This window comes from Dictyobacter formicarum, from assembly GCF_016587435.1.
On the sequence record NZ_BNJJ01000007.1, the window covers coordinates 57,187 to 81,657 of the forward strand.

The 24,471-nt window shown below is 50.8% G+C and carries 19 protein-coding genes and 1 pseudogene; 13 read left to right on the plus strand and 7 right to left on the minus strand.

Features of this window, described 5'->3' with window-relative positions; all coding sequences use genetic code 11:
* The first annotated feature begins 7 nt into the window (after positions 1 to 7).
* The gene (folE, locus tag JMI88_RS13460; protein ID WP_201362381.1) at positions 8 to 721 is read left to right on the plus strand and encodes a GTP cyclohydrolase I; all 714 of its coding nucleotides are present in this window, start codon (positions 8 to 10) and stop codon (positions 719 to 721) included.
* 148 nt (positions 722 to 869) lie between these two features.
* Positions 870 to 2,090, plus strand: a complete 1,221-nt coding sequence (locus JMI88_RS13465; protein ID WP_236022914.1) for an MFS transporter — start codon at positions 870 to 872, stop codon at positions 2,088 to 2,090.
* 72 nt (positions 2,091 to 2,162) lie between these two features.
* Here JMI88_RS13465 and JMI88_RS13470 read toward each other — a convergent pair.
* The 4 genes and pseudogenes from JMI88_RS13470 to JMI88_RS13485 all read right to left on the minus strand — a co-directional run.
* Positions 2,163 to 2,429, minus strand: a pseudogene (locus JMI88_RS13470) (alpha/beta fold hydrolase); the annotation flags it as partial.
* Between the two features lie 97 nt (positions 2,430 to 2,526).
* Complete coding sequence (locus JMI88_RS13475; RefSeq protein ID WP_201362383.1) at positions 2,527 to 3,906, minus strand: MFS transporter; 1,380 nt, start codon at positions 3,904 to 3,906, stop codon at positions 2,527 to 2,529.
* Between the two features lie 174 nt (positions 3,907 to 4,080).
* Entirely contained in the window at positions 4,081 to 4,803 is a 723-nt protein-coding gene (locus tag JMI88_RS13480; protein WP_201362384.1) for an SDR family NAD(P)-dependent oxidoreductase, read from the minus strand.
* A 271-nt stretch (positions 4,804 to 5,074) separates the two neighbouring features.
* Positions 5,075 to 6,601, minus strand: coding sequence for an MDR family MFS transporter (locus JMI88_RS13485; RefSeq protein WP_201362385.1), 1,527 nt, complete (start codon positions 6,599 to 6,601; stop codon positions 5,075 to 5,077).
* Positions 6,602 to 6,844: 243 nt separating this feature from the next.
* Here JMI88_RS13485 and JMI88_RS13490 point away from each other — a divergent pair, with 243 nt between their 5' ends.
* The gene (locus tag JMI88_RS13490) at positions 6,845 to 7,387 is read left to right on the plus strand and encodes a CGNR zinc finger domain-containing protein (protein ID WP_201362386.1); all 543 of its coding nucleotides are present in this window, start codon (positions 6,845 to 6,847) and stop codon (positions 7,385 to 7,387) included.
* A gap of 92 nt (positions 7,388 to 7,479) precedes the next feature.
* Positions 7,480 to 8,481, plus strand: a complete 1,002-nt coding sequence (locus JMI88_RS13495; protein ID WP_201362387.1) for a zinc-dependent alcohol dehydrogenase family protein — start codon at positions 7,480 to 7,482, stop codon at positions 8,479 to 8,481.
* Positions 8,482 to 8,662: 181 nt separating this feature from the next.
* Here the strand turns inward: JMI88_RS13495 and JMI88_RS13500 are convergent, their stop codons facing one another.
* Both JMI88_RS13500 and JMI88_RS13505 read right to left on the minus strand, forming a co-directional pair.
* Positions 8,663 to 9,244: a TetR/AcrR family transcriptional regulator gene (locus tag JMI88_RS13500; RefSeq protein WP_201362388.1), complete on the minus strand. Its 582-nt coding sequence runs from the start codon at positions 9,242 to 9,244 to the stop codon at positions 8,663 to 8,665.
* A gap of 298 nt (positions 9,245 to 9,542) precedes the next feature.
* Complete coding sequence (locus JMI88_RS13505) at positions 9,543 to 10,181, minus strand: acetate uptake transporter family protein (RefSeq protein ID WP_201362389.1); 639 nt, start codon at positions 10,179 to 10,181, stop codon at positions 9,543 to 9,545.
* Between the two features lie 519 nt (positions 10,182 to 10,700).
* On the opposite strand from JMI88_RS13505, the gene JMI88_RS13510 reads away from it, so the two are divergent.
* The 9 genes from JMI88_RS13510 to JMI88_RS13550 all read left to right on the plus strand — a co-directional run bounded on the left by JMI88_RS13510 (position 10,701) and on the right by JMI88_RS13550 (position 23,212).
* Complete coding sequence (locus JMI88_RS13510) at positions 10,701 to 11,792, plus strand: LacI family DNA-binding transcriptional regulator (protein ID WP_201362390.1); 1,092 nt, start codon at positions 10,701 to 10,703, stop codon at positions 11,790 to 11,792.
* Between the two features lie 197 nt (positions 11,793 to 11,989).
* Positions 11,990 to 13,318, plus strand: coding sequence for an ABC transporter substrate-binding protein (locus JMI88_RS13515; RefSeq protein ID WP_201362391.1), 1,329 nt, complete (start codon positions 11,990 to 11,992; stop codon positions 13,316 to 13,318).
* 515 nt (positions 13,319 to 13,833) lie between these two features.
* A complete protein-coding gene (locus JMI88_RS13520; RefSeq protein ID WP_236022922.1) occupies positions 13,834 to 14,733 on the plus strand; it encodes a carbohydrate ABC transporter permease in 900 nt (299 codons plus the stop codon).
* Positions 14,730 to 15,650, plus strand: a complete 921-nt coding sequence (locus JMI88_RS13525; RefSeq protein ID WP_201362393.1) for a carbohydrate ABC transporter permease — start codon at positions 14,730 to 14,732, stop codon at positions 15,648 to 15,650. Before JMI88_RS13520 ends, JMI88_RS13525 begins: the two co-directional genes overlap by 4 nt.
* Positions 15,651 to 15,744: 94 nt before the next feature.
* Positions 15,745 to 17,751 carry a glycosyl hydrolase 2 galactose-binding domain-containing protein gene (locus tag JMI88_RS13530; RefSeq protein ID WP_201362394.1) on the plus strand — a complete coding sequence of 669 codons (2,007 nt, stop codon included), beginning with the start codon at positions 15,745 to 15,747 and terminating at the stop codon, positions 17,749 to 17,751.
* Between the two features lie 510 nt (positions 17,752 to 18,261).
* Positions 18,262 to 18,921: a hypothetical protein gene (locus JMI88_RS13535; protein WP_201362395.1), complete on the plus strand. Its 660-nt coding sequence runs from the start codon at positions 18,262 to 18,264 to the stop codon at positions 18,919 to 18,921.
* Between the two features lie 139 nt (positions 18,922 to 19,060).
* Positions 19,061 to 21,202: a GAF domain-containing sensor histidine kinase gene (locus JMI88_RS13540; RefSeq protein WP_201362396.1), complete on the plus strand. Its 2,142-nt coding sequence runs from the start codon at positions 19,061 to 19,063 to the stop codon at positions 21,200 to 21,202.
* 14 nt (positions 21,203 to 21,216) lie between these two features.
* Positions 21,217 to 21,864, plus strand: coding sequence for a response regulator transcription factor (locus tag JMI88_RS13545; RefSeq protein WP_201362397.1), 648 nt, complete (start codon positions 21,217 to 21,219; stop codon positions 21,862 to 21,864).
* A gap of 736 nt (positions 21,865 to 22,600) precedes the next feature.
* Positions 22,601 to 23,212, plus strand: coding sequence for a hypothetical protein (locus JMI88_RS13550; protein WP_201362398.1), 612 nt, complete (start codon positions 22,601 to 22,603; stop codon positions 23,210 to 23,212).
* A gap of 106 nt (positions 23,213 to 23,318) precedes the next feature.
* On the opposite strand, the gene JMI88_RS13555 is transcribed toward JMI88_RS13550, so the two are convergent.
* Positions 23,319 to 24,464, minus strand: coding sequence for an FAD-dependent oxidoreductase (locus JMI88_RS13555; protein WP_201362399.1), 1,146 nt, complete (start codon positions 24,462 to 24,464; stop codon positions 23,319 to 23,321).
* Positions 24,465 to 24,471 lie beyond the last annotated feature (7 nt).

Sequence of the window (24,471 nt, forward strand, 5' to 3'; positions counted from 1 at the left end):
AGAAAACGTGGCAGCCAAAATTCGCCACGATTTTCTCGTAAAAGGAGGAAATGAATTGTTTGAACGAGAGAGGTACGATGGGGAAGTGTCGGACATTGATCAGGCCATGGAACTGCGCCAGCGCGAGCTTTCGCGAGAGCAGATGCAGCGCTTTGAGGGCTACATTAGCGAAATCTTCGGAGCTTTTGGTATGGACCTCCATACGCCCTCGACCGAAGAGACACCGAGACGTTTTCTTCAGGCGCTGTTTGAGGCAACTGAGGGGTACGATGGTGATCCGAAACTCCTCACGGTGTTTGACACCGAGTGTCGTGGCGAACCGGATTGTCGGCTGGGTCAGGTAATCGAGGGACCCATCCCATTTTATGCGTTGTGTGAGCATCACGCGCTGCCTTTTTTCGGTCATGCCTATGTGGGTTACATTCCACATGAACATATTATCGGCATCTCCAAACTAACGCGCCTGGTCCGGCTGTTTGCCAAACGCTTCGCGGTGCAGGAGCGCCTGGGTGAGCAGATCGTCAACACCTTCGAGACGATGCTTGCACCACATGGAGTGGCTGTCTATCTTGAGGCTCATCATCTCTGTGTCGCGATGCGTGGTGTGCGCGATACCAGCCCACTCACACATACGATGTTCTGGCGTGGGGAATATGCAAAAAACGATGCGCTGCGGGCTGAGTTTTTGCTCATATGCCAGGGAAAATCGAAGGAGAATTAAAACGCAACAGAAGCGGCAATGAAATTGATGGGTTTGCAGGCGGTATCCTTTTGATGCTACGTTGCAGTTTTGGGGAACGGGCGCGCCCGGGCACGGGGTCTCCTGTCCGCTCCAAGCCGGGGCAAGCCCGGCACCTACGGAAGCGCGCATGCATGTGAAAGGAAACTCATTGATGAAAATTGCCCTGAAAGCACCTGTCGGGCGTCATCCTGGCTTTGTGTTGGTCTCCTATGCCTTCGCAGTAACTATGATGGGTACGACGTTGCCCACGCCGCTCTATCCGATTTACCAGCAAGGGATTGGCTTTTCGAGCTTGTTGGTAACGGTGATCTTCGCGACCTATGCAGTTGGGGTGATAGCGGCGTTGCTCCTGTTTGGTCAGCTTTCAGACGAGATTGGGCGTCGTTGGGTACTTCTGGCTGGCCTGCTGCTATCGGCAGCCAGTGCGCTAGCCTTCCTGTTCGCAGGTGACCTGACCCTTCTGTTCGTGGGTCGTATGCTCTCCGGCTTGTCGGCAGGAATATTTACAGGCACCGCGACGGCCGCGCTCGTGGATCTCGCTCCACAGGAGGAACAACGCAAGGCAACATTGATCGCCGCTGGCGTAAATATGGGCGGCCTGGGTCTTGGACCACTACTCTCCGGAGTGCTCGCGCAGTATGCAGTGCAGCCGTTGCGGCTCGTGTTCATTATCAACCTCATTCTGCTCGTCCTTGCTATCGCAGGTATTTTGATGATACCTGAGCCGGTCGAGGTCAAGACAAATGTTCGGTTACGGCTGCAACGCTTGCGCGTACCCGCCCAAGTGCGAGCTACGTTTATCCACGCGGCGATCCCCGGGTTTGTAGGGTTTGCTGTGCTCGGCCTCTTCACAGCGGTGGCACCTGAGTTCTTGAACCAAACGCTCCACATCCCCAACCACGCGCTCACGGGACTGGTCGTGTTCGCTGTGTTCGCCTCCTCCACCGTTGGCCAGCTTCTCCTTGAGCGTTTCCCCCAGCGCCTCACGCTCCCCGCGGGGTGTATCGGGCTTATTATCGGGTTGGTGCTGGTCGCCAGCGGGCTACAAGCGCACTCGTTGGCACTCCTCGTCACTGGAGCTGTGGTTGCTGGTCTCGGACAGGGCCTGAGTTTCCGTGCCGGGTTAGCTGAGATCAATGCCCGGAGCCCTTCCACGCAACGCGGCGAGATCGCATCGAGCTTCTTCGTCGTCCTCTACGTCGCAATCTCCATCCCGATCATCGGCGTGGGCATGGCTGCACAGATATTTGGATTGCAGGTGGCAGGTATCGCGTTCAGCGCCATCATGGCCATACTGGCGCTTATCGCGCTGATCATCCTGGTCACCCGCCCAGATGCACAAAGCTAACGGATCTATAACGGCTTCTTTATTGCTAACATTCTCATCCATTCAGTCGGTTACATAAACTACCTCGAAACAGTAATGTCCCATCACGGTCGCAATGTTGTCGAAGGTGTAAGCGAATTTCTTACGATCTGGCCAATCGCTATGGCCGAAACCCGGATAATCCGGGGCAATCAGGTGATAGCAGTCGGACAGACGCGACAAAAGCGGCTCATACATCCGCGAAGAGGATGGTAGTCCATGAAGCAAAAGCAGGGTAGGGGCGTCTTTCGGCCCGGCCTCCCGGTAGAAAATGGACAGGCCATCGACCTGCACGGTGCGATAATACACAGGGTTTTTCATAGGTTTCTCCTTTTTATTTTCGTGAGTCAGAACCCGACCCGCAGCCAGCAGTGCAAGGAAAAGCACTGCAGCGATGAGAGGGATTGCTCTTTGTGGACTAAGTGATTGAGGTCAGCACGCTGCCCAGCAGGAACAGCAGCGCGACAAGCAGCAGCGCGATATGCATACCAGCAAGAAACGCGCTCCTCTCACTCAAAGAACCAAGTATTGAGCCTAAGATCGCAACGCCGAGCACACCTCCCAGTTGACGGCTCGCATTCAGCAGTGCTGAAGTGACACCCACCTGGCTCCGGGGAACAGCATTAAGAACAGCCGTTGTCATAGCAGGGACCGTCATACCACAGCCGAGGCCAATGGCGATTTCTCCGGCCGTCAGCAAAAGGATAGCACCGCCAGTTTCACCCAACAGGAGCAAGAGTGTACCAAGATAGCTTGCCGCCAGTCCCCCGATCATTGGTCGGCGCGTGCCCAGGCGTGCAGTGATCCTTCCTGAGATCAAAGCTGTACTTCCTGTTGCAACGGTGATCGGCAGCAGCGCAACACCCGCCAGGGCTGCCGGGTAGTGATAGATATCCTGAAAGAACAAAGAAAGGACAAACAGGATACCATACAGGCCGAAGTTGAGGATGCACCCAACCAGTATTGGCACGCTAAAGGCTGTCGATGAGAAGAAGTGCAGGGGAAGCATAGGCGTGCTGTGTCTCGTTTCGATGAGCAAGAAGCCGCCAGATGCTCCTATGCACAGCAGAAACAGGCCGACGATCTGAGGAGAGATCCATCCCTGGCTTCGCCCCTCGATGAGTGCATAGGTCAGCGTGGCAAGGGCAACGATCACGCATGCCTGTCCCCACAGATCGCGTTTCTGCGCTGTTGTACGTGGCGTCTCGCTGACAAAACGCATGGTGAGAGCAAGAGCGAGAAGACCAAGAGGCACGTTCAGCAGAAATATGCTGCGCCACCCCAGCATTTCAACAAGCGCCCCACCGATAACAGGACCTCCTGCCAATCCGATGCCTGAACTTCCTGCCCAGATACCGACTGCCCTGGCTCGTTTACCAGGGTTTTGAAAACCGTGAGTGATCAAAGCGAGAGAGCTCGGAACCAGCAGAGCGGGTCCCACTCCCTGAAGCACCCGCGCCGCTATCAAGATATTGAGCGAGGGAGCAAGGCTACAGAGGAGCGATGCTCCTGTAAACAGCAGGTAACCCGTAAGAAATGAGCGCTTATGTCCAAGTCGATCCCCGAGCGTGCCCGCGCTGAGCAGCAAGCTCGCAAAGATCAGGGTATAGCCGTTGACCACCCATTGCAATCCCTCAAGCGAGCCATGCAGATCGTGCTGCATAGCCGGGAGCGCCACATTGACGACTGATGTATCGAGAATAACCATGAAGAACCCGAAACAGATGGCAGTCAACCCAAGAGCATGAAGAGCCCCATTCTCTGAAGGGACCGGCGTGGTCTGTCGTTCTGTTAGCATACTTTTGTTGCAACCTTTTGATGTTCTTTATGCGTCTTCCGTTTTGAAGAAGCGCTTCTGCCATTACTCTAGCACGAACGTAGCGGGGCATTCGCCCATATTCTTGCGGGAGAGCCACATATTCTTGCTCAGTGCGCATCTAGCCTCTCACGATACTTTCCCGAACCGTTTCGATCACCATTTGCCTGCATGTGCACCTCCATCAACGTGGATAATTTCTCCGGTTACAAAGGTTGCTGCGTCCAAGTACATAATCGCATCTACGATTTCAGATGCCTGCCCCATACGTGCGATCGGATGCATGTTTCTGAGGAAATCATAATCATCGTTTTTGTGCAGAGGGGTTTCAATGTTGCCTGGCGCAACAGCATTGAAGCGAATACCTTCACTCGCATACTCAATGGCCAGCGCTTTTGTCACCGCGTTTAAGCCACCTTTGGTTATAAGAGGAATGGATGCTGGAACGCCTGCGACAGGATGATCGGCCAGCGTGGTTGTGATATTTACAATATGCCCTTCATGCTGTTTTTGCATCTGATCAACGGCATATTGCGTCACAAAGAAGAAGCCAAGCAGGTTCGTCCTGACCAGGCGCTCAAAATCCTGAATGGTATAGTCCGTAAAGGGTTTCGGGATAAAGATCCCGGCGTTATTCACGAGCAGATCAACCCCGCCAAACCGTTGGACGGCTGTTTTTACCACTTTTTTGGCGGTTTCCTGGTCGGCAATATCACCGTCAACGAGGGCGAGACGATCAGAAGCGGTCAGTGTGCCCGCACTTGTAAGAGTGCGCGAGTTGGCGACGACCTGATATCCCCGGGCAAGTAAGGTATTCGTAAGTTCAAGGCCGATCCCCGATGAAGCTCCGGTCACAATAGCGGTTTTTTGCTCAGGCATTGTTGTTTCCTTCTTTCAAGCTATATAGCGATGGTTGCAGATGGAAAGCAGTGCGTCCCTGTTTCCATCTGCCCCCTACACGTTTCTATTGCTATCAAAGTACCCCAGAGAGAAAATACAATCGCCTATGTTCTTGCGCAATTTGGATAGAATCTTGCGCCGCACACGCAAGATTCGAGCCTTGCGCCCATATAGGCAAAAGCACCAAGGAAAAAAGACACGATGCGTCGGTGCCTGGCGTCGCTTGACCAAAAGAGCAAATTATACGATCCTACTCTACCATCATGGCTGAGCGTAAAGTGAGCTCTTCTTCTTTGCTCAGATCATGGACCCGGCGCGAGCGGATAAAAGCTCCGGCTAGCACGCCAACCAGAGCCACAACGACGCTCAGCCAGAAGGCATCCTGAAGCGCCTGCATCATTGCCTGGTTCTCGATGAGGCGCATAGCGCCACTGCCGCTATGATTGCGTAACGCTTGCTTGATGAGTTCGCTGGCATGTGTCTTCGCCTGCGATTGTATCAATGTAGCCAGAATTGCAATACCCAATGAGGTAGAAACAAAGCGGACGACAGTGTAAAGCGAAGAGGCTTGCGCAAACTGATGAGGACGCATATCCTGCAAGGCCGAGGCGTTTAAGGGTTGAATAATCAGCCCCAATGCCACTCCACGCAGGAGGTAGAGCACGATGAGCCACCAGAATGATGTCGAAAGCTGTAGATTTGCGCACTGCCATAGGGTGAAGGTCATAATGAGTAGTCCTGGGATGACGACTGGCCGTGCCCCAAAGCGATCAACCAGTCGTCCCCCAAGCAGGGCCATGCAGATTGAGGCAAATGCTTGCGGGAGCAGCAGCAAACCGGATTGAAGAGCGCTCAGTCCACGCAGGTTTTGCAAGTAGATCGGGAACAGGAAGAGTCCGCCAAAGAAAACGAAGGTGATCAGTGCGCTGGCAAGGTTGCTGAAGAGAAACGGACCGTTGGCAAAGAGCCGTAGATCGAGCAGGACGGTACGGCTTCGCCTGGCGCGCCAGAGTTCGGTCACCACAAAAGCGCTCAGCAACAGCAGACTGACAACCAGCAAGCCCACGATCTTCTGGGCCCCCCATCCATCTGTGCTGGCATCGGACAGCGCGTAGAGTAATGCTGTCAGACCGGAAGCGGCCAGCAAAAAGCCAGCGAGATCAAAACGTGTCTGTGTCTCCGAACGGATCTCACGCAAGAGCCAGATCCCCAGAATAATACCGATGATACCCAGTGGAACATTGATAAAGAAGATATAAGGCCAGTCTGAATAGGTAACCAGGTAGCCGCCGAGGGTTGGCCCGATGGCCGGGGCCAGCAACGCCGCCACGCCCAGCGCCGCCGAGGCAATACCGCGCTGCTGTGGTGGAAACTCGCGATAGACCAACGTGATCGCGACAGGATAGAGGAATGCCCCTCCCACTCCTTGTAGGATGCGGAAAATGATGAGGGTTGGCAAGCTCCAGGCCAATCCGCAGAGCGCGGAACCGATGGTGAAAATGCCGAGTGCCAGCAGATAGAAGCGCTTGCCACCTATGCGATCAACAAAAAAGGCCGTGGTCGGTGTCATCACTCCTTGCGTTAAGATGTAGGCCGTAATGGACCACTGCACTATGTTCAACGGCGCATGAAAGGCCGTTTGCAGACGTGGTAAGGCAATATTGATAATAGTCTGGTCCAGAATGGTCATAAAGGCCCCAAAGACAACGACCAGAATAACAATCCATTTATAGGGAAGCCCCTGTCGTGATGTTGATGCCTGGGTGGGAAAAGTCATAATCCTCTCACTCTCCGGAATTGCTGGTAGAGCACATTTATTACAATATGGGATACATTCAGATGTCACACCTCAACGTGTATTCATTCAATTGGAACGTAGTATAGCCAACCTATTCTAACCTGTCAAGTTGTTTTGATGGTAAATTATAGATATTTTAGCGCTTTATTTTTCCCTATGAACATGCTATACTGGTGACAAACAATGGTGATAACCATCTTAAAAAAATAAGAGGCAACAACTATGATCCCTGAACCACTCAGGCTCCTGCAAGAATGTATTAACACACGCTTTGGAAGGCGTGCAGATGAATGGAGCAATCCAGAACAACTTCGTGCCTGGTTGCTGCAACGGCACTGGTTGACCGAAGAACAAGTTGTGACCCAGAGTGACTATCACCGCATGATCGAAGTGCGAGAAGCCATACGGGGGCTCTTATATATGAATACCGAGGATGGAGTAGAGGCAATCCATATCGACGCGCTCAATCATCTTAGCCAGCGTGCGCCATTACAGCTCTCATTCCAGCAAGATGGACAGGCTAACCTTACATCCGAACTCGCCGGTGTTGATGGAGTGATTGCGAAATTGTTTGGGATTGTCTTCACCGCCATGGCGAATGGAAGTTGGAGCCGGCTCAAAGTGTGTCACAACGATAGATGTCAACGCGTGTTCTACGATGTATCGAAGAATCGCTCAGGAACATGGTGTTCGATGAAAATATGCGGAAGTCGTGCCAAAGCCCGCGCGTATCAACAACGTCACCAGAAGAAGGAAGTCGTATAGGCTCTCTGTTCATTGATCAACGACTGTTTCACAAGGGAATGCTTATCATCCACACAGTAAACCAGACTATTGAATAGGAGGGAAATTTGAAGATGAAAGCAATTCGATTGAATCAATATGGTGACCCGGCAAAGGTTCTTAGCATGCAAGAGGTTCCGATACCGGAACCTGGCACTGGGGAAGTACGCATACGTATTCTTGCCAGCCCCATCAATCCATCTGACCTCTTGTTTGTACGAGGACACTACGCGGGCGTTCAGCCGAGTTTTCCTTCCCCGGCGGGATTTGAAGGTGTTGGTATTGTTGATGCTCTTGGGCCACAGGTGCAAAACTTTGTCCCTGGACAGCGTGTCATAGCCCTTAATACTAAGACGGGCGGCAATTGGGCCGAGTATGCCGTTCTGCCCAGCGACTTTTTAATTCCGGTTCCAGATGATATATCCGATGAGCAGGCAGCCTCCTTTTTCATTAACCCGGCATCAGCCATTATCATGGTTCGTCGCCTTCTAGCGGTCCCTAGAGGCGAATGGCTGCTCCAATCAGCTGCCGGTTCCGAAATAGGGCGTATGATCATCAAGCTCGCCAGGCGCGATGGCATCCGCACCATCAATGTTGTCCGTCGTCGTGAAGCGGCAGAAGAACTGAAACAATTGGGAGCCGACGCCGTCATCGTGTCCACAGAAGGACCCATTGATGAACAGGTGCGAAAGATCGTTGGGCCTGAGGGTGTCAAATATGCCATTGATCCGGTGGTTGGGGAAACAGGAACACAGATATATCAATCCCTCGGAGATGACGGCAGGATGCTGGTCTATGGCTCCTTGACCGGCGAACCAATCCGCGTTGGTGCTGATCCACGCTTCATTCTGGCAGGTCGCCGCATTTTAGAAGTCTTCTGGCTTGGCTATTGGTTCCCGAGGCTTGACGCTGCAGCGAAACAGGATCTGTTCAATGAAATCGTTGAGCTCATGCGCGAAGGAATCCTGAAGACCTCAGCAGCGTTGAAATTCCCCCTTCATGACGTTGCTGCTGCGGTCAGACAAGCTGAAGAGAAAGGCAAACAGGGGAAGGTATTGCTCGTACCCGGGACATAAATGTTCATCGAGTAACAGAGAAAGAACAATATGCCGCTATTTCCTCCGGTGATCAGCGCCGTCTTGTTCTTCAATTTCATGACAAATCTCCTTTATACCCTTTCTGTTGTCTCTCTCATGAGAGAGGTAATCACTTGCGCGCTGTCGTTGGAATGATCATTCCAACATCAATGCAAAAAAATCAGTGAAACACGGATAATGCCGTCCGCACAATGTCCTGGAGTGTCTCACGACCGGCATTGGTACGTGCAAGTACACGAATGCTCACCAGTGTTCCCAGCAGGAAACGGGCCAGTTGATGAGGGTCACGTTTCCAGTCAAGCTCACCTGTAGTCTGTGCTTTGATAAGAATGGCATAGAACGCCTCCTCAATATCCGCGTAAGCCGCCTGTACTTTTTGAGAAACGTCTGGATCATGGGGAGCCATTTCTAAGGATGCATTCACCAGAAAACATCCACGATGCGCCGGGTCGCTCAGCAAGATGTCAATATACTCCTGGAAAACGCGCTCCAGCACCTCTTGCAGTGTTCCTCCTTGATCCAACAAGGCGCTGCTTTGTACTCTGGCAGAGAGAATATAACGATCGAGGGCAGCAAGATACAACGAGTGTTTGTCGCCAAAGGTATCGTAGAGGCTCCCGCGTCCAATGCCGGTACACTGGACGAGGTCCTCGATCGATATCCCCTCGTATCCTCGCTCCCAAAATGCGTTCATAGCTTTTTCCAGAACCTGCTGTGGATGAAATGCTTTCTTCCCTGCCATAAGACGGTCTTCTGCTCCTCCTTGTGAAGGAATATACACCATGTTGGAATGAAAAGTCAAGGATGGATCTTCACCTGGTTCCCGCGCCGTCAGAATCCGCTCCTCGTGGAACCACTGTTCCGGTTAGCATCCGCATGTTGAGAGTGTCTAATGAGTATGGTCATCACCAACGGTCAGCGTGCGTTTTCACACTTCTGATGCTCCGGGGTCACGTTAGTGTTGATGCAGAAGGTACGCGAATGCGCACCTTCTGCATCAACACTAAAAAGGACGTGGGGACGCCTGCGTTCCCCAGATCTTAGGGCGCGTGCTGAAAACCACCGCGTGGTAATTCAATCTTCGCGGGCCCTGTCTCTAGTAAACGCGACAACATCCCATACCAGGCAACCAATCCCGAGACAATCGCGATCCATCCTCCAATTAATGAGAGCACAGGAACGCTTATCAATGATCCAAGGGTTACACCAAGAGACGCGAGAAACAACAAACCTAAAACGCTTAACCAGACCGGATTTGTTCTTACAGCCGTCACAATATAGAGAGCGTTAAAAACCGTCCATGTGAGGAATAGGAATCCCACCGCAACGTTAAGATTGCCCCCAAGGTAAGCGGCAATACCAAACGTTGGAGCGACCAGCGCGCCTAATGAAATGAGAAACACGCCATAGGATTCAAAGAACGTTCCCATTTCAGGATTCTCCCGGGCCGACTCGTTCATGCCACCCAGAAACAAAGCAAGGCCTCCAAAAAAAGCGACAACTGCGAGTAATCCAATGCCAACAACAAAAGGACGAATCAGAAAACCGGCAAAAACAGCACCCCAAATGATCGTCGTAAATGCAAAAGCTTGCATATTAGGGATGGCCAGTCGCGCGTCGCGTGTGGCAACATCAGTAGCACGGGTTTCCTGATCATGAGGCATTGCATATTGGGACATTTCATCTACTCCTTTCGTTTGTTCCTTCTAGCAAACTTCAGCTTGCATCTACACTAAACACCGCAATAGGGAAATAATTGCTACGATTATTTAGCCTGAATTTAACTCTATCTATAATTATTATACACACCTTAAGTTAAATATTGGTAAAAAAATTTTTCTTTTTCTATATATTATTATCGAAATTCTCGCCGTCAGGCAACCAGGACGATAGAGAAATGTCCCTCATTCTCTGCTTTAGCGTTTGTGGTCAGGTCATGAAAAAGTCAACCAATTTCATGATATCAGGCGTAAATTTCATAACGTATTATGTCTCACACCTGGTAAGTATAACCACAGAACTTCGTGGGAAAAACAATAGAACAGGTAACTATGTTCTAAAAAGAAATCTTCCTTTTTAAGTTTTTTCAATAAAAATTGACTTAATGAAAAATCTGGAAAATTATTGACATATTTCATGAAATACTCTATATTTTAATAAGTGTAGTTGTTTTTCACAGTGTAGTGGAGTCAATGCAGATGGACCAGCGAGTGGCGCATTCTGTAACAATAAAAGATGTGGCGCAAAGTGCCGGGGTGTCGATAGGCACCGTTTCACGCGTGCTTAATCGTTATGAAAATGTAAGTGAAGACCTGAAGCAACGTGTGCTTAAGGCTGCGGCAGAATTGGGATATTCCAAGACAAATGCACCGCATCTTCCTTCGCGTAATGGAGATGGCAAACTTAAAGAAATTGGGTTTCTCCACACATCCATTAATCCAGAAGCGTCACTTCATCCTTTCTGGGCTCATATTTTACATGGAGCCGAAAGCGAGGCTAGTGCCTCTGGATCTCGTGTGACATACCGCAATATTCAACCATTCTGCGGAACACCAAACACATTACAAAGTAAACTCTATGAAATGCACCTGGATGGTATTCTCCTGGTCGGTCCAATTGAACCTGATATCATTCATACCCTTCAGACTGCTCATATCCCCATGGTACTGGTTGATAATTGCCTTTCTGATCAATCTATTGATGCTGTACTCTCCAATAATTTTGAAGGAGCTCAACAAGCTGTTACGTATTTGATCGAACAAGGTCATCAACGTATCGCGTTCATCGGGGGCCCGCTTGTTCCCGGACAACGACTTCGCAACAAGGTCTATACCATCGAGAGGCGCGCTGCTGGCTATCGCAATGCCCTTTATCACGCAGGTCTTCCGCTTGATGATACGCTCCTGGAGGAAAGTAACCTTACGCCAGAAGGAGGTTACGAGGCCTGCAAACGCTTATTCGATCGACAGGTATCCTTCAGCGCTATCTTTTGTGCAAACGATCCCGTTGCAATGGGGGCAATGAAGGCTATTTTTTATGCTGGCAAACGTGCACCCGAAGATATTTCCATCGTTGGCTACGATGACCTTATGGCAGAACATTTAACTCCGGCATTAACCACGGTACGCGTAAATAAAGAGGCTATGGGGGCTGCGGCAATCCGTGCCTTGCTAGCACGCATGAAAGATCCTCAAGCTGAAACAATCACCATTACCGTTCGCACTGAATTGATCAAACGCGATTCGGTACTACCCTACACACGCGAGCAGGTTAATAGCCATTTTATATAGCTTTTGGATCAGAGAATTTTTGCGAAGAAAGGAGGGAATACAAAATAACGAGAGCTGCATCTCTAACCTGTATCTTATTATTTTGTTGCACAGGAGTGGGAATGTGCAAGTCACAATACATTTGACGGACTCAGCTTGAGACATTGCGCTGTTATTCCAACGCAGTTGTTGGCATTATTTACACAATGGAGGATTTTATGTCCCTTCAACGCATGAGCCATTCTAAGCTTCTCCTCGCTAGTTTTTTGTGTTTTCTTTTTATCCTGCCGGGTCTGGCAGCCTGCGGTAAACAGCCAGGACAAACAGGTTCATCCGGTCAGACAACCCTCAAACTTATCATGCATACAAATGCACCAGCAGTCCAGGCTATCAAGGATCTTGATAATGCCTTCCATCAGAAATATCCCGATATTACGGTCAGTGTGACAACCGCTAACAGTAATGATTTTTCTACCCTGCAAACAACGCGACTGAGCGCCAAAGATGTAGATATTGTTGAAGAGCCCATGGCGCTGGTTGGTGCACCAGCCAGTTACATGCCTTCCACAGCTGAAAAACCATCCTGGCAACAGCAAATCGATGCAGGTGATTACGTTGATCTTACAGGGCAACCATTCCTGAAAAACTTTTACCAGAGCGCGCTTCAGAATGCCGACACCTATAAGGGCAAAGTATGGGGCGTTCCCTCCGGAGCCGTTGCCTATACCGGCATTTTCTACAGTAAAGACGTTTTTCAAAAATATCATTTGCAGATTCCCACGACCTGGAATCAGTTGGTAAGCCTTTGCCAGACCCTTCAGTCCCATGGAGTTACACCATTCACGATTGGTCAGAAGGATAGCTGGCCTGCCGGTCTACCAACATCGGCATTGACAATGTCGCTTAATTCGAATCTACAAACACTGGATCAAGGACTCTGGACTGGTAAGATCAAATATACAGATCCCAAAGAGGTTGAAGTGCTGAAACGAGCACAAGTTCTTTGGGGCTATACTGAGAAAGGCTTTGGGGGTATCGACTATTCAACAATCACTGCACGTTTCGCTGCAGGCAAAGCCGCGATGCTACCTGATGGAACATGGCAAGCGCCATCTATCCAGCAAGCTGATCCTAATTTCCAGTTCGGTTACTTCCCTCTTCCAGGCAGTGATAACGCCAGTGATAACGATTTCCTGGGTGGTAAATACGACCTCTCCTGGGGAATTGCCTCCAGCTCATCCCATAAGGATGCTGCTATGAAGTGGTTAGCATTTTATTCTGACCCGGCAAATTACAGCAAATTCATTAATGCGGTTGGCTTTATCCCGACGCAACCAAACGTCACAACAACTCCTTTCTTGCAGTCAATTTCTCAATGGACAACAGATAAATTTCGCCTGGCCAACGATCAGGTGATGCATCCAAAAGCGCAGGCTGGTAAATACGCGACCTTCGCCACCATGTACCTGTCACCACTTGGATCATTCCACGATCCGGTTGCACTGGCTCAACAAGAGCAAAAAGACTGGGATGCGGCTAAGCAATAGGTGAGATAGATCTCACAGAGTGTCTTGATGCCCAGGATCCTGGGCATCACGTTATGCGCCAGCCTGGGGGCGCTGACGCCTTACAGGTGTAGGTTTTTCAGGGGCGTAGCCCCTGAGACCCCTGATGCCGCCCTGCGGGCGGCACGGAGAGGGAGGAGGAGTTGGGGGCACAGCCCCCAATCCCCCAGTCAAGGGGCTCGCCGCCCCTTGCATCCCCGCTTTTCCGGCGCGAATCCAAAAAACCTATACCTGTAAGGGCGCAGGCGTCCCCAATCTCTTTTTACACCAATATAAAAAACCTCTTTTGAGCACCGCAGGAGTCATTTCAGTGTTGGTGCAACAGGTGCGCGGATGCGCACCTGTTGCACCAACACTGAAAAAGAGGGTGGGGACGCCTGCGTTCCCCAGACCCCGGGACACACATCTGTGAATGATGAGTTATAGGTAGGGCCAGATGGTCAGGTTATCTGGCCCTTCTTGCGAAACTACAGGATGGAGTTATTACCTTGAAAGAAGTGACTGCATACAATCCATTTGGCGGAAAACGTGCCTGGTGGGTCCCCTATCCTGGGATGATACCTGGTCTTGTGCTTTTCGTACTGTTCGCCCTGGCACCTTCTATCGCCACAGTGTTTTTGTCATTTACCGACATTTCTGGCGTAGCGAACGGTTCCTGGCACTTTATTGGCTTTCAAAATTATATAGAATACTTCACATCGGGTGCTCTACGTGACAACATTGATGCACTCCAGCGAACGATCATCTTCTGTCTGTCGGTGACTTTTATCCAGAATGCTATTTCTCTTGGTCTGGCCATTCTGCTCAACATGAAACTTCGTGGCCGTAATTTTTATCGGTCCATTATTTTCATGCCGGTTATTCTGGGTGTTACCGTCATTGGCTTGATCTGGTCATTAATTTTTGATCCTGCAAACGGGCCGGTTGCTGCGCTCCTGGCCCATTTTGGACAGAGTTCAGCCTTCTTCGGTTCTAATAGTGTTGCCTTCCCTCTGGTAATTGGTGTACAAATCTGGTCCGCTATGGGTTATTCGATGGTGATTTTCCTGGCGGGACTACAAGCAATTCCATTAGAACTGCATGAAGCAGCCACTGTTGATGGAGCGACATCCTGGCAGAATTTTCGTCACATAACCTATCCTCTGCTGGCTTCCAGTGTCACTGTAAATATGCTGTTAGGGATTATCGGTTCGTTACAAACCTACCAGATTATGTATGTTTTGACACATGGAAACTTTAATACGTCCGTTCTGAGCTATCAGATTTTCGTGATTGGCTTTAGTGGATCCATGCGGCAAGGATATGCTTCGGCGCTGGCAATGTTGCAGTTCATCCTGGTGGCAATTGTCGCACTCGCAGCGTTGGTATACTTACGACGGAAAGAGGTGCAAATATGAAAAAATTTGATGAGGCTGCTCAGGCACCGGCCCTGGTCGCGACACCAAATGAAATGGCGCAATCACCCCTATCTACCCAACATCGTCCATCGCGAGGGCCTTCCAAATTTCGCCCCAGCGTGATAATAAGCTACGTCCTGGTTCTGCTGACAGTTGTTCTTTATCTGTTCCCAATTCTCTACCTGGTCAATATCTCATTAAAAACACCAATTGGCTTTATTCAGGACCCGATTGGCATCACGAAAACGTTTCACTGGCAGAATTTTGTCGATGCGTGGCAAAAAGGAGACTTCGGCACCGGTCTCTATAATAGTTTGCTCTATACGATCGTATCGAGTATCATCTCAACGGTGCTCTCATTGTTCCTGGCCTTTCCCATTGCTCGTGCATACATTAAATATAGCAATTTCTGGTATGTGCTCTTCGTCATTTCACTCTTTTTGCCTTCGGCATTGATTCCCCAGTTCCAATTAATTGTGAACATGGGTTTGTATGACACTCAGATTGGCTACATCTTGTTGCAATCAGGAGCCGTCGGGCTGGGCCCATTTCTTATCATTGGCTACTTACGCTCTATACCCAAAGAGCTTGATGAGGCAGCCGCGGTTGATGGTTGTGGCTACTATCGTTACCTCTGGTCAGTTATCACACCGCTGGTCATGCCTGTACTGGTGACAACATTCTTACTCCATGCGATTGCAGTTTGGAATGACATCATTGGCCCCACTATCTACCTCGCCGATGAACAGCTCCACCCGATTACACTGGGATTGTTTGCCTTTTATGGGCAATATGGGAATGAATGGGCTGAACTCTCCGCAGCGACCTTAATCGTTGCGTTCCCGCTCATTTTGCTCTACTTCTCGTTGCAACGGTACTTCATTGAAGGGGCTCTTGGCGGTGCATTTAAGAGTTAAGTGAGGGATTACACGTCATCACAAAAATGCTTTATCAGATCGTGAATACCCACTCGCAAACTATACGACTACGTGAAAGGAACTTTTTCTAAACATGCGTACCTACAATTTACAGCAACTGCCCTGGACCCTCACCGGTTGGAGTCCCTTTGAATGGCGTTTGCCGCGTTCGGGAGATATTGCCACCGGGCATGATGCGCAGATTCCTCCTATCAGAGCCAGTGTGCCAGGATCAGTCCAGAAGGCATTGTTAGAGGCCAGCATAATTCCAGATTGGAACGTTGGCCTCCAGGCACGCGAATGCGAGTGGATGGAAAATCGACATTGGGTCTTTACGACACACATTCCATCTCAATGGCTGACTGGTAAACACGTGCGCTTACGTGCTCTTGGATTGGACCATGCTGGTTGGGTTATCGTTAATGGACAGGAAGTCGCAACTTTCTCCAATGCCTTTGTTCCACATATATTTGATCTGAGCGAGCACATTACTGCTTGCGCGGCTGCCGGAGATGATGTCACCCTGCACATTGTCTTTGACTGCCCTGCACGTTGGCTGGGCCAATTTGGTTATACTTCGCAAATGACCAGCTGGGAGCCGCGTTTCAACTATACCTGGGATTGGACATCCAGAATGGTCCAGATCGCCGTCTGGGACGACTTACTGCTTGAAGTGGTCGATGATTATGAGATTATTTCTTTTCAATGCCAGACTCAGGTAAACAGTGCGCATGCATTCGAAAAGCTCAGCGGAGAAGGATTGCTCCAGATACAGGGGGAGGCCCGGGGGAGCGAAGAAGCTCATATAGAGATATTCCTTACTCAACTGCTAGAGGAGGGCAAGGAGGCTGACAACGCACTTGTGCGGCAGGGGCGTTATAGTCTGCGCGAATTTGCTACCGGAATTACGTGGTCCGATCTGAATGTCGAGTACTGGTGGCCCAACGGATCTGGCAAACAACCTCTCTATGAGATGAAAGTTGAACTTCGTGATGCAGATGGTGATTTGCAGGCGCAGACGACCAGGCGTATTGGCTTTAAAGCGGTAACCTGGCAAGCCTGTGAGGGTGCGCCGCAAGAGGCTGATCCATGGATTTGTGTTGTCAACGGCAATCCCATCTTCCTACAGGGAGTCAACTGGACCCCTATCCGCACAAATTTCGCTGATGTTGCAGTTGATGAATATCAACTACGGCTTGAACGATATTGTGACATGGGGTGTAATCTCTTGCGCGTCTGGGGGGGAGCATACCTGGAAAAGACGTGCTTCTATGATCTCTGTGATGAGCTTGGACTGCTCGTCTGGCAGGAATTACCGCTCTCATCCTCTGGAGTTGAGAATCGTCCGCCAGAGGACCCGGCCAGCGTACAAATATTGAGTACAATTGCTCGATCCTATATTGAACGTCGCCGGCATCACGTATCATTGTTACTCTGGTCTGGCGGCAACGAAATACAGGAATATCCTGGTAGCGGGCGTCCCATTAGCACGACAACTTCGGCCCTGATGGCCACATTACAACAGATCGTCGCGACATCAGATCCTGGAAGGCGCTTTCTGCCCTCGTCTCCGAGCGGCCCACGGTTTGACGCCAGAGAGGATGAGATGGGGCAAGGCCTGCACTGGGATATTCATGGTCCCTGGACCGCTAGTGGCGATCTGTTGCAAGAGTGGACTCGCTACTGGCAAAAGGACGACGCACTGCTCCGTTCAGAGGTTGGAGCCCCGGGAGCCAGTTCAACTGGCATGATTATGACGTACGCAGGTAAAGAGGAAGTAATGCCCGCAAACTGGGATAATGCACTCTGGCGGCGCACTGGATGGTGGATTGAGTGGCCACGTTTCCTTGAAGAGCATGACCGCGAACCCTATGACCTGGATGAATATGTCCAGTGGAGCCAGCAACGCCAGGCCGAGGCGCTCTCGATCGTGGCTCGTGCTTGTAAAAGTCGTTTCCCACGCTGTGGCGGATTGCTCATATGGATGGGGCATGATGCCTTTCCCTGTACCGCGAATACGTCGCTGTTTGACTTCCATGGCGAGCCAAAACTAGCGGCCAGGGCACTGCGCGAGATTTTTCATGCTGATGCGCCCCTCTGAGGTGTACCCGTAGGCGGACAATACATTTCATGTATCTGGCTTTTCGCCTCGAAGATCGCATTCGGTAGGGAACGTGACGTGCGAGGAGGTATAAATCGGACGCAAGGTCCGAACCTATGGGTTTCGTGTGCGTTGGTGGATTCGCGGTTCCATTATCACATTGGGCCGAACGAGACATGGGCCATCGAAACGCATCAAGAAAAGGGATGTCCATAGGTTCGGACCTCGCGTCCGATTTTCCCACCGCCATATGAAAACGGGGGTGATTCAAGGTCACGTTTCACATCACGAACCATCAGCTCAGGAGTCATTTCAGTGTTGGTGTGTCGGAACAAGGAGTATGTCCTAAAAAATGTCCCAAATGCTTCAGGACACTTTTAAGGACATGCTCAGAAGACGGTGGGACACGTGAGCTGGTACAGTTGAGAATAAGCAATGGGGGTAAACGTCATTCCCCCGATCTTGCGTACATGTTATTCTCGACGAGCCTTTTAAAGGAGGGACTGTCTCATGTCGTCAACTACTTCGTACCGCCTGAGTGGAGTAGCTCTGCTCGTTGGCAGCCTGCTCTCGATTGCCTACTACCTCTCTGAAGCTTTCGTCCCTGGCAATGATCTGGCATCACTTACCAGCCCACTGGTCTTTATTGGCAGTATCATTGGATTTATCGGGGCGGTGCTCACGCTACTTGGCTTACCGGGGATTTATCTCCGTCAAAGGCAGCAAGCAGGCATTATAGGCTTGCTTGGCTTCCTGTTCCTCTGGTATGTCACGCTATTCCAGGGAGTGATCATTCCATTCACGAATATAACTTTTATTCCACTACTTACCTCCCATCTTGTAGGGCCTGCAGTAGTACTGACTCCCCCCTCAACATGGATTCCATTCAATATCTTGAGCATGGTCAGCGAAGTGCTGGGCATTCTCTTGCTGGCCATTGCCACGCTACGCGCCAGGGTTTTCCCGCGCTGGACTGCCTGGTTGTTGATTGCGACACTGGTCATAGGCATTGTCAGTTTCGTCCCGTTCATCCCTCAAGCCCTATCCAATCTTGTTGCCATCATCGCAAGTATAGCGATTGCTGGTTTTGGCTATGCTCTGCTTCAGCCAGAGCGCCAGGAAGGCACACAGTTCATGTTAGGAAACATAAAAAAAGAAGCCCATGCCTGAAGCAACCGGGGCTACCTATCTATACAGGTAGCCCCTTTTTCAGCTAGAATAGAAGAGTATAAACATAGACTAAAGGTTCTTTACGTAGAACGCAGCTTCGAATAAGAAAAGGAAGCTTTTCATCGAAAGGGAAAGCTCCATGAGTCGAGCGAAGGCGCAGCAACAGAGCATTAGCATCACAATTATCCGCATTATCTGGTTGGCGCTGGTGCTTCCCAGCGTAAGCCTCTTTATCGCAGCGCTCCCGATCTACTTTGTGCGACTACAACAACCATGTGTTGACAGCACTACATGTAACATCCCCTTTGCTTTGACTGCCAAAGGGATGAAAGCGATGAGCATGCTTGGTTTCTCCGAGTACGGGTATGCTGCTTTTGTTACCATTTTCTGGGCGATCATTTTCATGATATGGAGTGGTATGGGCCTGCTCATCTTCCTACGCAAATCCGACGATAGGATGGCCCTGCTGACCGCCTTTTTGCTCGTGATGTTTAATATGGGCACATCCACCCTGGTGCTGCCACTCGTTTACCCCGCGCTCACGTTTCCAATCATGCTCATAAGTCTGCCTGGGCAAATCGCCCTTGGTTTATTCTTTCTACTCTTTCCCAATGGACGACTGATACCGCGCTGGATTGGATTGCTTGTGCCACTTACCGTCTTCCAGGCAATCGCATTTGTTGCGCCTCCCTCCTCACCATTCAACGTAAATAGTTTACCGGAATGGTTCAATGGCCTGATTGCACTTAGCGTCTATGGCGGTATTATCATTGCGCAAATCTATCGCTACCGAAAGGCGTCCAATGCTATCGAACGTCAGCAGACGAAGTGGGTAGCCTTTGGTATCATCATTGTAGCAGCAGGTTTTGTGCTCTTTGGCCTCCTTTTCGGCGTCTTGTTCCCAGAGGTCAATCGGCCTGATAGCCCATATTCCCTGCTGCAAATTGCTTATCCACTCCTGTTACTTGTGCTTCCTATCACCATTGGCTTCGCCGTTCTGCGCTATCGGTTGTGGGACATCGACCTCATCATCAATCGCACACTGGTCTATGGGCTGCTGACCGCGTTTGTGATCGGCATGTATGTCCTCGTGGTTGGCTACCTGGGGGCGTTGCTGCGCACAAATGGAAACCTGGGAATCTCGCTCATAGCCACGGGCATCGTAGCTGTACTTTTCCAGCCCCTGCGTAACCTCCTGCAGCGTAGCATCAACCGGCTGCTGTACGGATTGAGAGACGAACCATATGTGGTCCTGGCTGGTCTTGGTCAGCGCTTAAAGGCAACGCTCGATCCTGATGCTGTGCTAGCTACGATTGTGGAGACAGTCAGGGAAGCACTCAAGCTTTCATATGCAGCCATTGAAGTCAAAGAAGGTGCAGCGTTTGTGCTAGCTGCCTCTTCCGGTCCCCCTCTCGTCAAAGAGATGCCGCAACTGCCATTGATTCATCAAGGGGAAGTGGTGGGGACATTGATAATCGCGCCACGTAGGCGCGATGAGACGCTTACACCCGCCGACCTGCGCCTATTAGATGATTTGACGCACCAGATCGGCAGTGCCGTCCACACAATACGCTTAACTAGCGAATTACAGGCTCTCACTCAGGATTTAAAGCGCTCACGCGAACATTTGATCACGGCACGGGAAGAGGAGCGGCGTCGATTGCGGCGTGATCTGCACGATGGATTGGGACCGATGTTGAGTGCCATCATGCTTAAGGTTGGTCTGGTGCGTACCCTCTATCAACGTGATGCGAAGGTAACCGATAAATTACTGAAGCAGATAGAAACGGAGATCGAGTCGGTAATTGATGATATTCGTCGCCTCGTTTACAACCTGCGCCCCCCGAAGCTAGATGAACTGGGCCTCATCGATGCAGTGCGTGAATATGTAGATCTGCTCGGTGCGGAAGAGTACGCAGACAGTGTCGCGCTCAAGATCACGGTAGAGGCTCCCGAAGCGCTGCCAGCTCTTCCAGCGGCAGTGGAGGTCGCAGCCTATCGTATTGTACAAGAGGCCATGACGAATGTGATCCGCCACGCCCATGCTCAAACATGCTGTGTGCATTTTCTGGCGCAGGAAACGCTACAGATCGAGATATGTGATGATGGCAAAGGCATTGAAGAAGTCGAGCGCATCAGAGGGCTTGGCCTGACCTCAATGCGTGAGCGAGCCGAGGAACTTGGTGGCACATTGTCAATCAAGAAAATCAGGTCAGGAGGAACTCAGGTCACGGCGTGTCTGCCGCTGCCTGCTGTGGTAGAAGTCGACGCACGGGAGTAAAGGAGGAATGCGACATGGAGCCTGTTACAGTACTCATAGCTGATGATCACCAATTCTTTCGCGATGGGGTGCATGCTTTGCTGGACGCACAGCTGGATATGGAATGCGTGGGAGAGGCCGCTAACGGCAAAGAGGCTGTGCGCATGACCATTGAGACGCAGCCAGATGTGGTTCTGATGGACGTGCAAATGCCGGACATGAGCGGGGTGGAGGCCACGCGCCAGATCATGAACAACAGTCCGCATATTCGCGTGCTTATGGTGACGATGTTCGAGGATGATTCGCTGGTATTCGCGGCCATGCGAGCAGGTGCGCGCGGCTACCTACTCAAAGGAGCCAGGCATGAAGACATGGTGCGCGCTATTCGCGCTGTCAGCAGCGGTGATGCTATTTTTAGCCCGGCGATTGCCGCCAAACTGGTTAACTATTTTGCGGCCCTACAGCCGAGTCGCCCCACTACAGTCTTTCCCGAACTCAGCAGCCGCGAGCGCGAGATCCTCGCGCTTCTAGCCCAGGGCCTCAAAAATATGGAAATTGCTGAACGCCTGGTTATCAGCCCGAAATCCGTGCGCAATTATGTTTCCAACATTATCAGCAAGCTCCAGGTTGCTGATCGTACACAGGCCATTCTGCGGGCGAAGGAAGCCGGCTGGGGAAGATAAGATCTGCCCCAAACGAGCATGGCCCACCGCTGATACGCCCTTTGAGCAAGCGTGTTCGTAGGTGCGTCCGCAAGGGGCAATACTTTTCACAGAAGCGGGAAACAAAGCGATCGAGAGGGTGTTATGCTGATGGTTCATGATGTGAAACGTGACCTTGAATCGCCCCCGTTTTCATATGTCGGTGGGAAAATCGGACGCAAGGTCCGAACCTATGGTCATCCTTTTTCGTGAAGCGTTTCGATGGCCCATGTCTCGTTCGACACCATGTGATTCACGAGATCCATAGGTTCGGACCTTGCGTCCGATTTCACCCTCCTCGCACGTAATGTTCCCTACCGGATGCGATCTTCGAGGCGAAAAGCCGGACACATGAGATGTATTGCCCCTTGCGGGCCTCCCTGCATGAAAAAGCGACAATAATGATATTATTCATCGCATAAATCTACTCCAAATTGCTTTTTTTATGCATTTTCGAGCGGCGTGGACAAGTAAGCGCTCACAAGGGACGCATCGACAGCGAACTCACACGGCCCAATTTTCCACACGATCGGCTCCTTATATCGTTTTATCTCGTTACATCAATAATCCCTGTAGAACAAATTTGTGATATTTGATACGCGAATGATACGAAGTTGCTATCTTATTCTCAGGAAAAAACCACTAAACTAGAACAAGAGCAAAACAGTAAAGCATGGTTTTCTTCATTCAGTCTCATATGCGAATAAGGAGCAACAAAATGGCGCAGACGCAATCTTCAACAGTGGCCCCACAAAAAGTTTATAAGCCGACCAGCACATCGCAGATGATGAGCCTGCTTATTCCGGTACTCGGTCTTGGCATGGGAGTGATGCTCCTTATATCGGCTTTGAGCACACCTCATCTCGATACAGCGACGCGCGCAGTGCTGCTTGTTGGGGCAGGCATCATAGCACTGCTCGGTATACTGGTCTTCCTTGGCTTTCGGCGCGTGCATCTGGTAACCTCTTCACAGGGCGTGGTGCTGTATGGCCTTGGTTATAAGGTGTACACTCCCTGGAGCAACATCAAAGAGCTAGGCACTGACTGGTATGGTGGCAACAATTTGTATGGTACTCGTTTTTATCGGTCAGGAAAATCATCTGAAGGCTTCCTTTTTTATAAGCCTGCTGTTTTCGGGATTTCGATTGAGGAAGGTATGCGGCGAAACGTCGCTGTTATTCAAGGGTGGGCCTTGCTGGCTGTCCAGTTGAGCCGCTATGCCAATATGCTTCCGTTGACAGGGTTTCTGAACGATGACACACGTCAGGAATTGATCGACGACGCAAAAAAGTATGCACTTAAAACATTTCAGGCAACAAAACAAAAGTAAGATGAGCGCTTGTCTGCGCATAAAGACGCTTCATACAAAAAAATTTCGATATGATGATGTGCAGTGAACCACAACTGAGCACGGCCCATCGCACATCATCTTGCCGTTATATGGTGCTTTGCAAGAGCCATTTTAGTTCTTTAGAAAGTGCCCGGGTATATAACGCTTTGACGAGGATATTGCGCACAGGATACAACTGAGGATTGTTGACCTGTGAAAGTTGACCGATGCGTCGAGATTGCCTGGCTACGCGCGAGGTGCGCGGCTTGCGTCGTGCTTCATAGGCGTGCAAGGCCGTTGGAATATCGGCGCTGGCCTGTATGCATTGCGCAAGAACGGGTGCATCCTCAATAGCCTGGCAGCCGCCCTGTCCCATATTAGGAGACATGGCGTGTGCCGCATCACCAACCAGGACTACTCGACCCTGACTCCAGTGCGCAAGTGGAGCGATATCATAGACATCGTTACGAAGGATGCGGGACCTATCTGTTGCCTCCAGGATGGGCTCAATGGGATCATGCCATCCCCGGAAAAGTTCCTGCACCTCCTGCTTGCGTTCCGCCGATGACTGATCCTTGCCCTGTCCTTCAGGTGTGGTGTATGCCGCAAACCAATACATGCGCCCATTTCTGAGTGGAATGAGGCCGATCCTGCGTCCCACTCCCCATGTCTCGCTTGAGATCCCCAATGGGATATAGCGTGCGTCCACCTCGGCAATGCCACGCCATGACGTATAGCCTGTATAATGAATGTTCGGAATCCCAAAGAGCTGTCCCCGAACAACCGAGCGGATACCATCCGCGCCAACGAGCAGGTCGCCATCAGCCGTACGTCCATCGGCAAACTGCGCATGTACGCCGTTTTCATCTTGTGAAAAACCGGTGCAACGCGCCCCAAGCTCCACTGGTATAGAGGCATCGCGCAGGGCATTAAATAACGCACCCTGCAGATCTGCCCGATGCATCAGCCGCATAGGACTACCCGCAATAGCATCTACCTCGATCTGTGAGAGTAACGCTCCCCGCCAGGTGCGAATCGTGCGATAATGCGCCGGCATACCAATTTCGGGAATGACATTGGTCAGTCCGAGTTCCTGGAGAACGCGGATGGCATTGGGCCAGATTGTCAATCCGGCACCTACCTCCTGTATCGCCTGGGATCGCTCAAAGACAGTTACTTGTTGACCAGTACGATGCAGAGCGAGCGCAACCGCAAGGCCACTAATACCGCCGCCAATAATCAGTATTTTCATGAGAATA

What these genes read in the sequence shown, in the direction of transcription:
- JMI88_RS13540 (WP_201362396.1), top strand. Translation starts at nt 19,061, where the DNA reads ATGAGTCGAGCGAAGGCGCAGCAACAGAGCATTAGCATCACAATTATC.
- JMI88_RS13465 (WP_236022914.1), top strand. Translation starts at nt 870, where the DNA reads ATGCATGTGAAAGGAAACTCATTGATGAAAATTGCCCTGAAAGCACCT.
- JMI88_RS13485 (WP_201362385.1), bottom strand. Translation starts at nt 6,601, where the DNA reads ATGACTTTTCCCACCCAGGCATCAACATCACGACAGGGGCTTCCCTAT.
- JMI88_RS13480 (WP_201362384.1), bottom strand. Translation starts at nt 4,803, where the DNA reads ATGCCTGAGCAAAAAACCGCTATTGTGACCGGAGCTTCATCGGGGATC.
- JMI88_RS13510 (WP_201362390.1), top strand. Translation starts at nt 10,701, where the DNA reads ATGGACCAGCGAGTGGCGCATTCTGTAACAATAAAAGATGTGGCGCAA.
- JMI88_RS13550 (WP_201362398.1), top strand. Translation starts at nt 22,601, where the DNA reads ATGGCGCAGACGCAATCTTCAACAGTGGCCCCACAAAAAGTTTATAAG.
- JMI88_RS13495 (WP_201362387.1), top strand. Translation starts at nt 7,480, where the DNA reads ATGAAAGCAATTCGATTGAATCAATATGGTGACCCGGCAAAGGTTCTT.
- JMI88_RS13525 (WP_201362393.1), top strand. Translation starts at nt 14,730, where the DNA reads ATGAAAAAATTTGATGAGGCTGCTCAGGCACCGGCCCTGGTCGCGACA.
- JMI88_RS13555 (WP_201362399.1), bottom strand. Translation starts at nt 24,464, where the DNA reads ATGAAAATACTGATTATTGGCGGCGGTATTAGTGGCCTTGCGGTTGCG.
- JMI88_RS13500 (WP_201362388.1), bottom strand. Translation starts at nt 9,244, where the DNA reads ATGGCAGGGAAGAAAGCATTTCATCCACAGCAGGTTCTGGAAAAAGCT.
- JMI88_RS13490 (WP_201362386.1), top strand. Translation starts at nt 6,845, where the DNA reads ATGATCCCTGAACCACTCAGGCTCCTGCAAGAATGTATTAACACACGC.
- JMI88_RS13535 (WP_201362395.1), top strand. Translation starts at nt 18,262, where the DNA reads ATGTCGTCAACTACTTCGTACCGCCTGAGTGGAGTAGCTCTGCTCGTT.
- JMI88_RS13530 (WP_201362394.1), top strand. Translation starts at nt 15,745, where the DNA reads ATGCGTACCTACAATTTACAGCAACTGCCCTGGACCCTCACCGGTTGG.
- JMI88_RS13475 (WP_201362383.1), bottom strand. Translation starts at nt 3,906, where the DNA reads ATGCTAACAGAACGACAGACCACGCCGGTCCCTTCAGAGAATGGGGCT.
- JMI88_RS13515 (WP_201362391.1), top strand. Translation starts at nt 11,990, where the DNA reads ATGTCCCTTCAACGCATGAGCCATTCTAAGCTTCTCCTCGCTAGTTTT.
- JMI88_RS13545 (WP_201362397.1), top strand. Translation starts at nt 21,217, where the DNA reads ATGGAGCCTGTTACAGTACTCATAGCTGATGATCACCAATTCTTTCGC.
- JMI88_RS13505 (WP_201362389.1), bottom strand. Translation starts at nt 10,181, where the DNA reads ATGTCCCAATATGCAATGCCTCATGATCAGGAAACCCGTGCTACTGAT.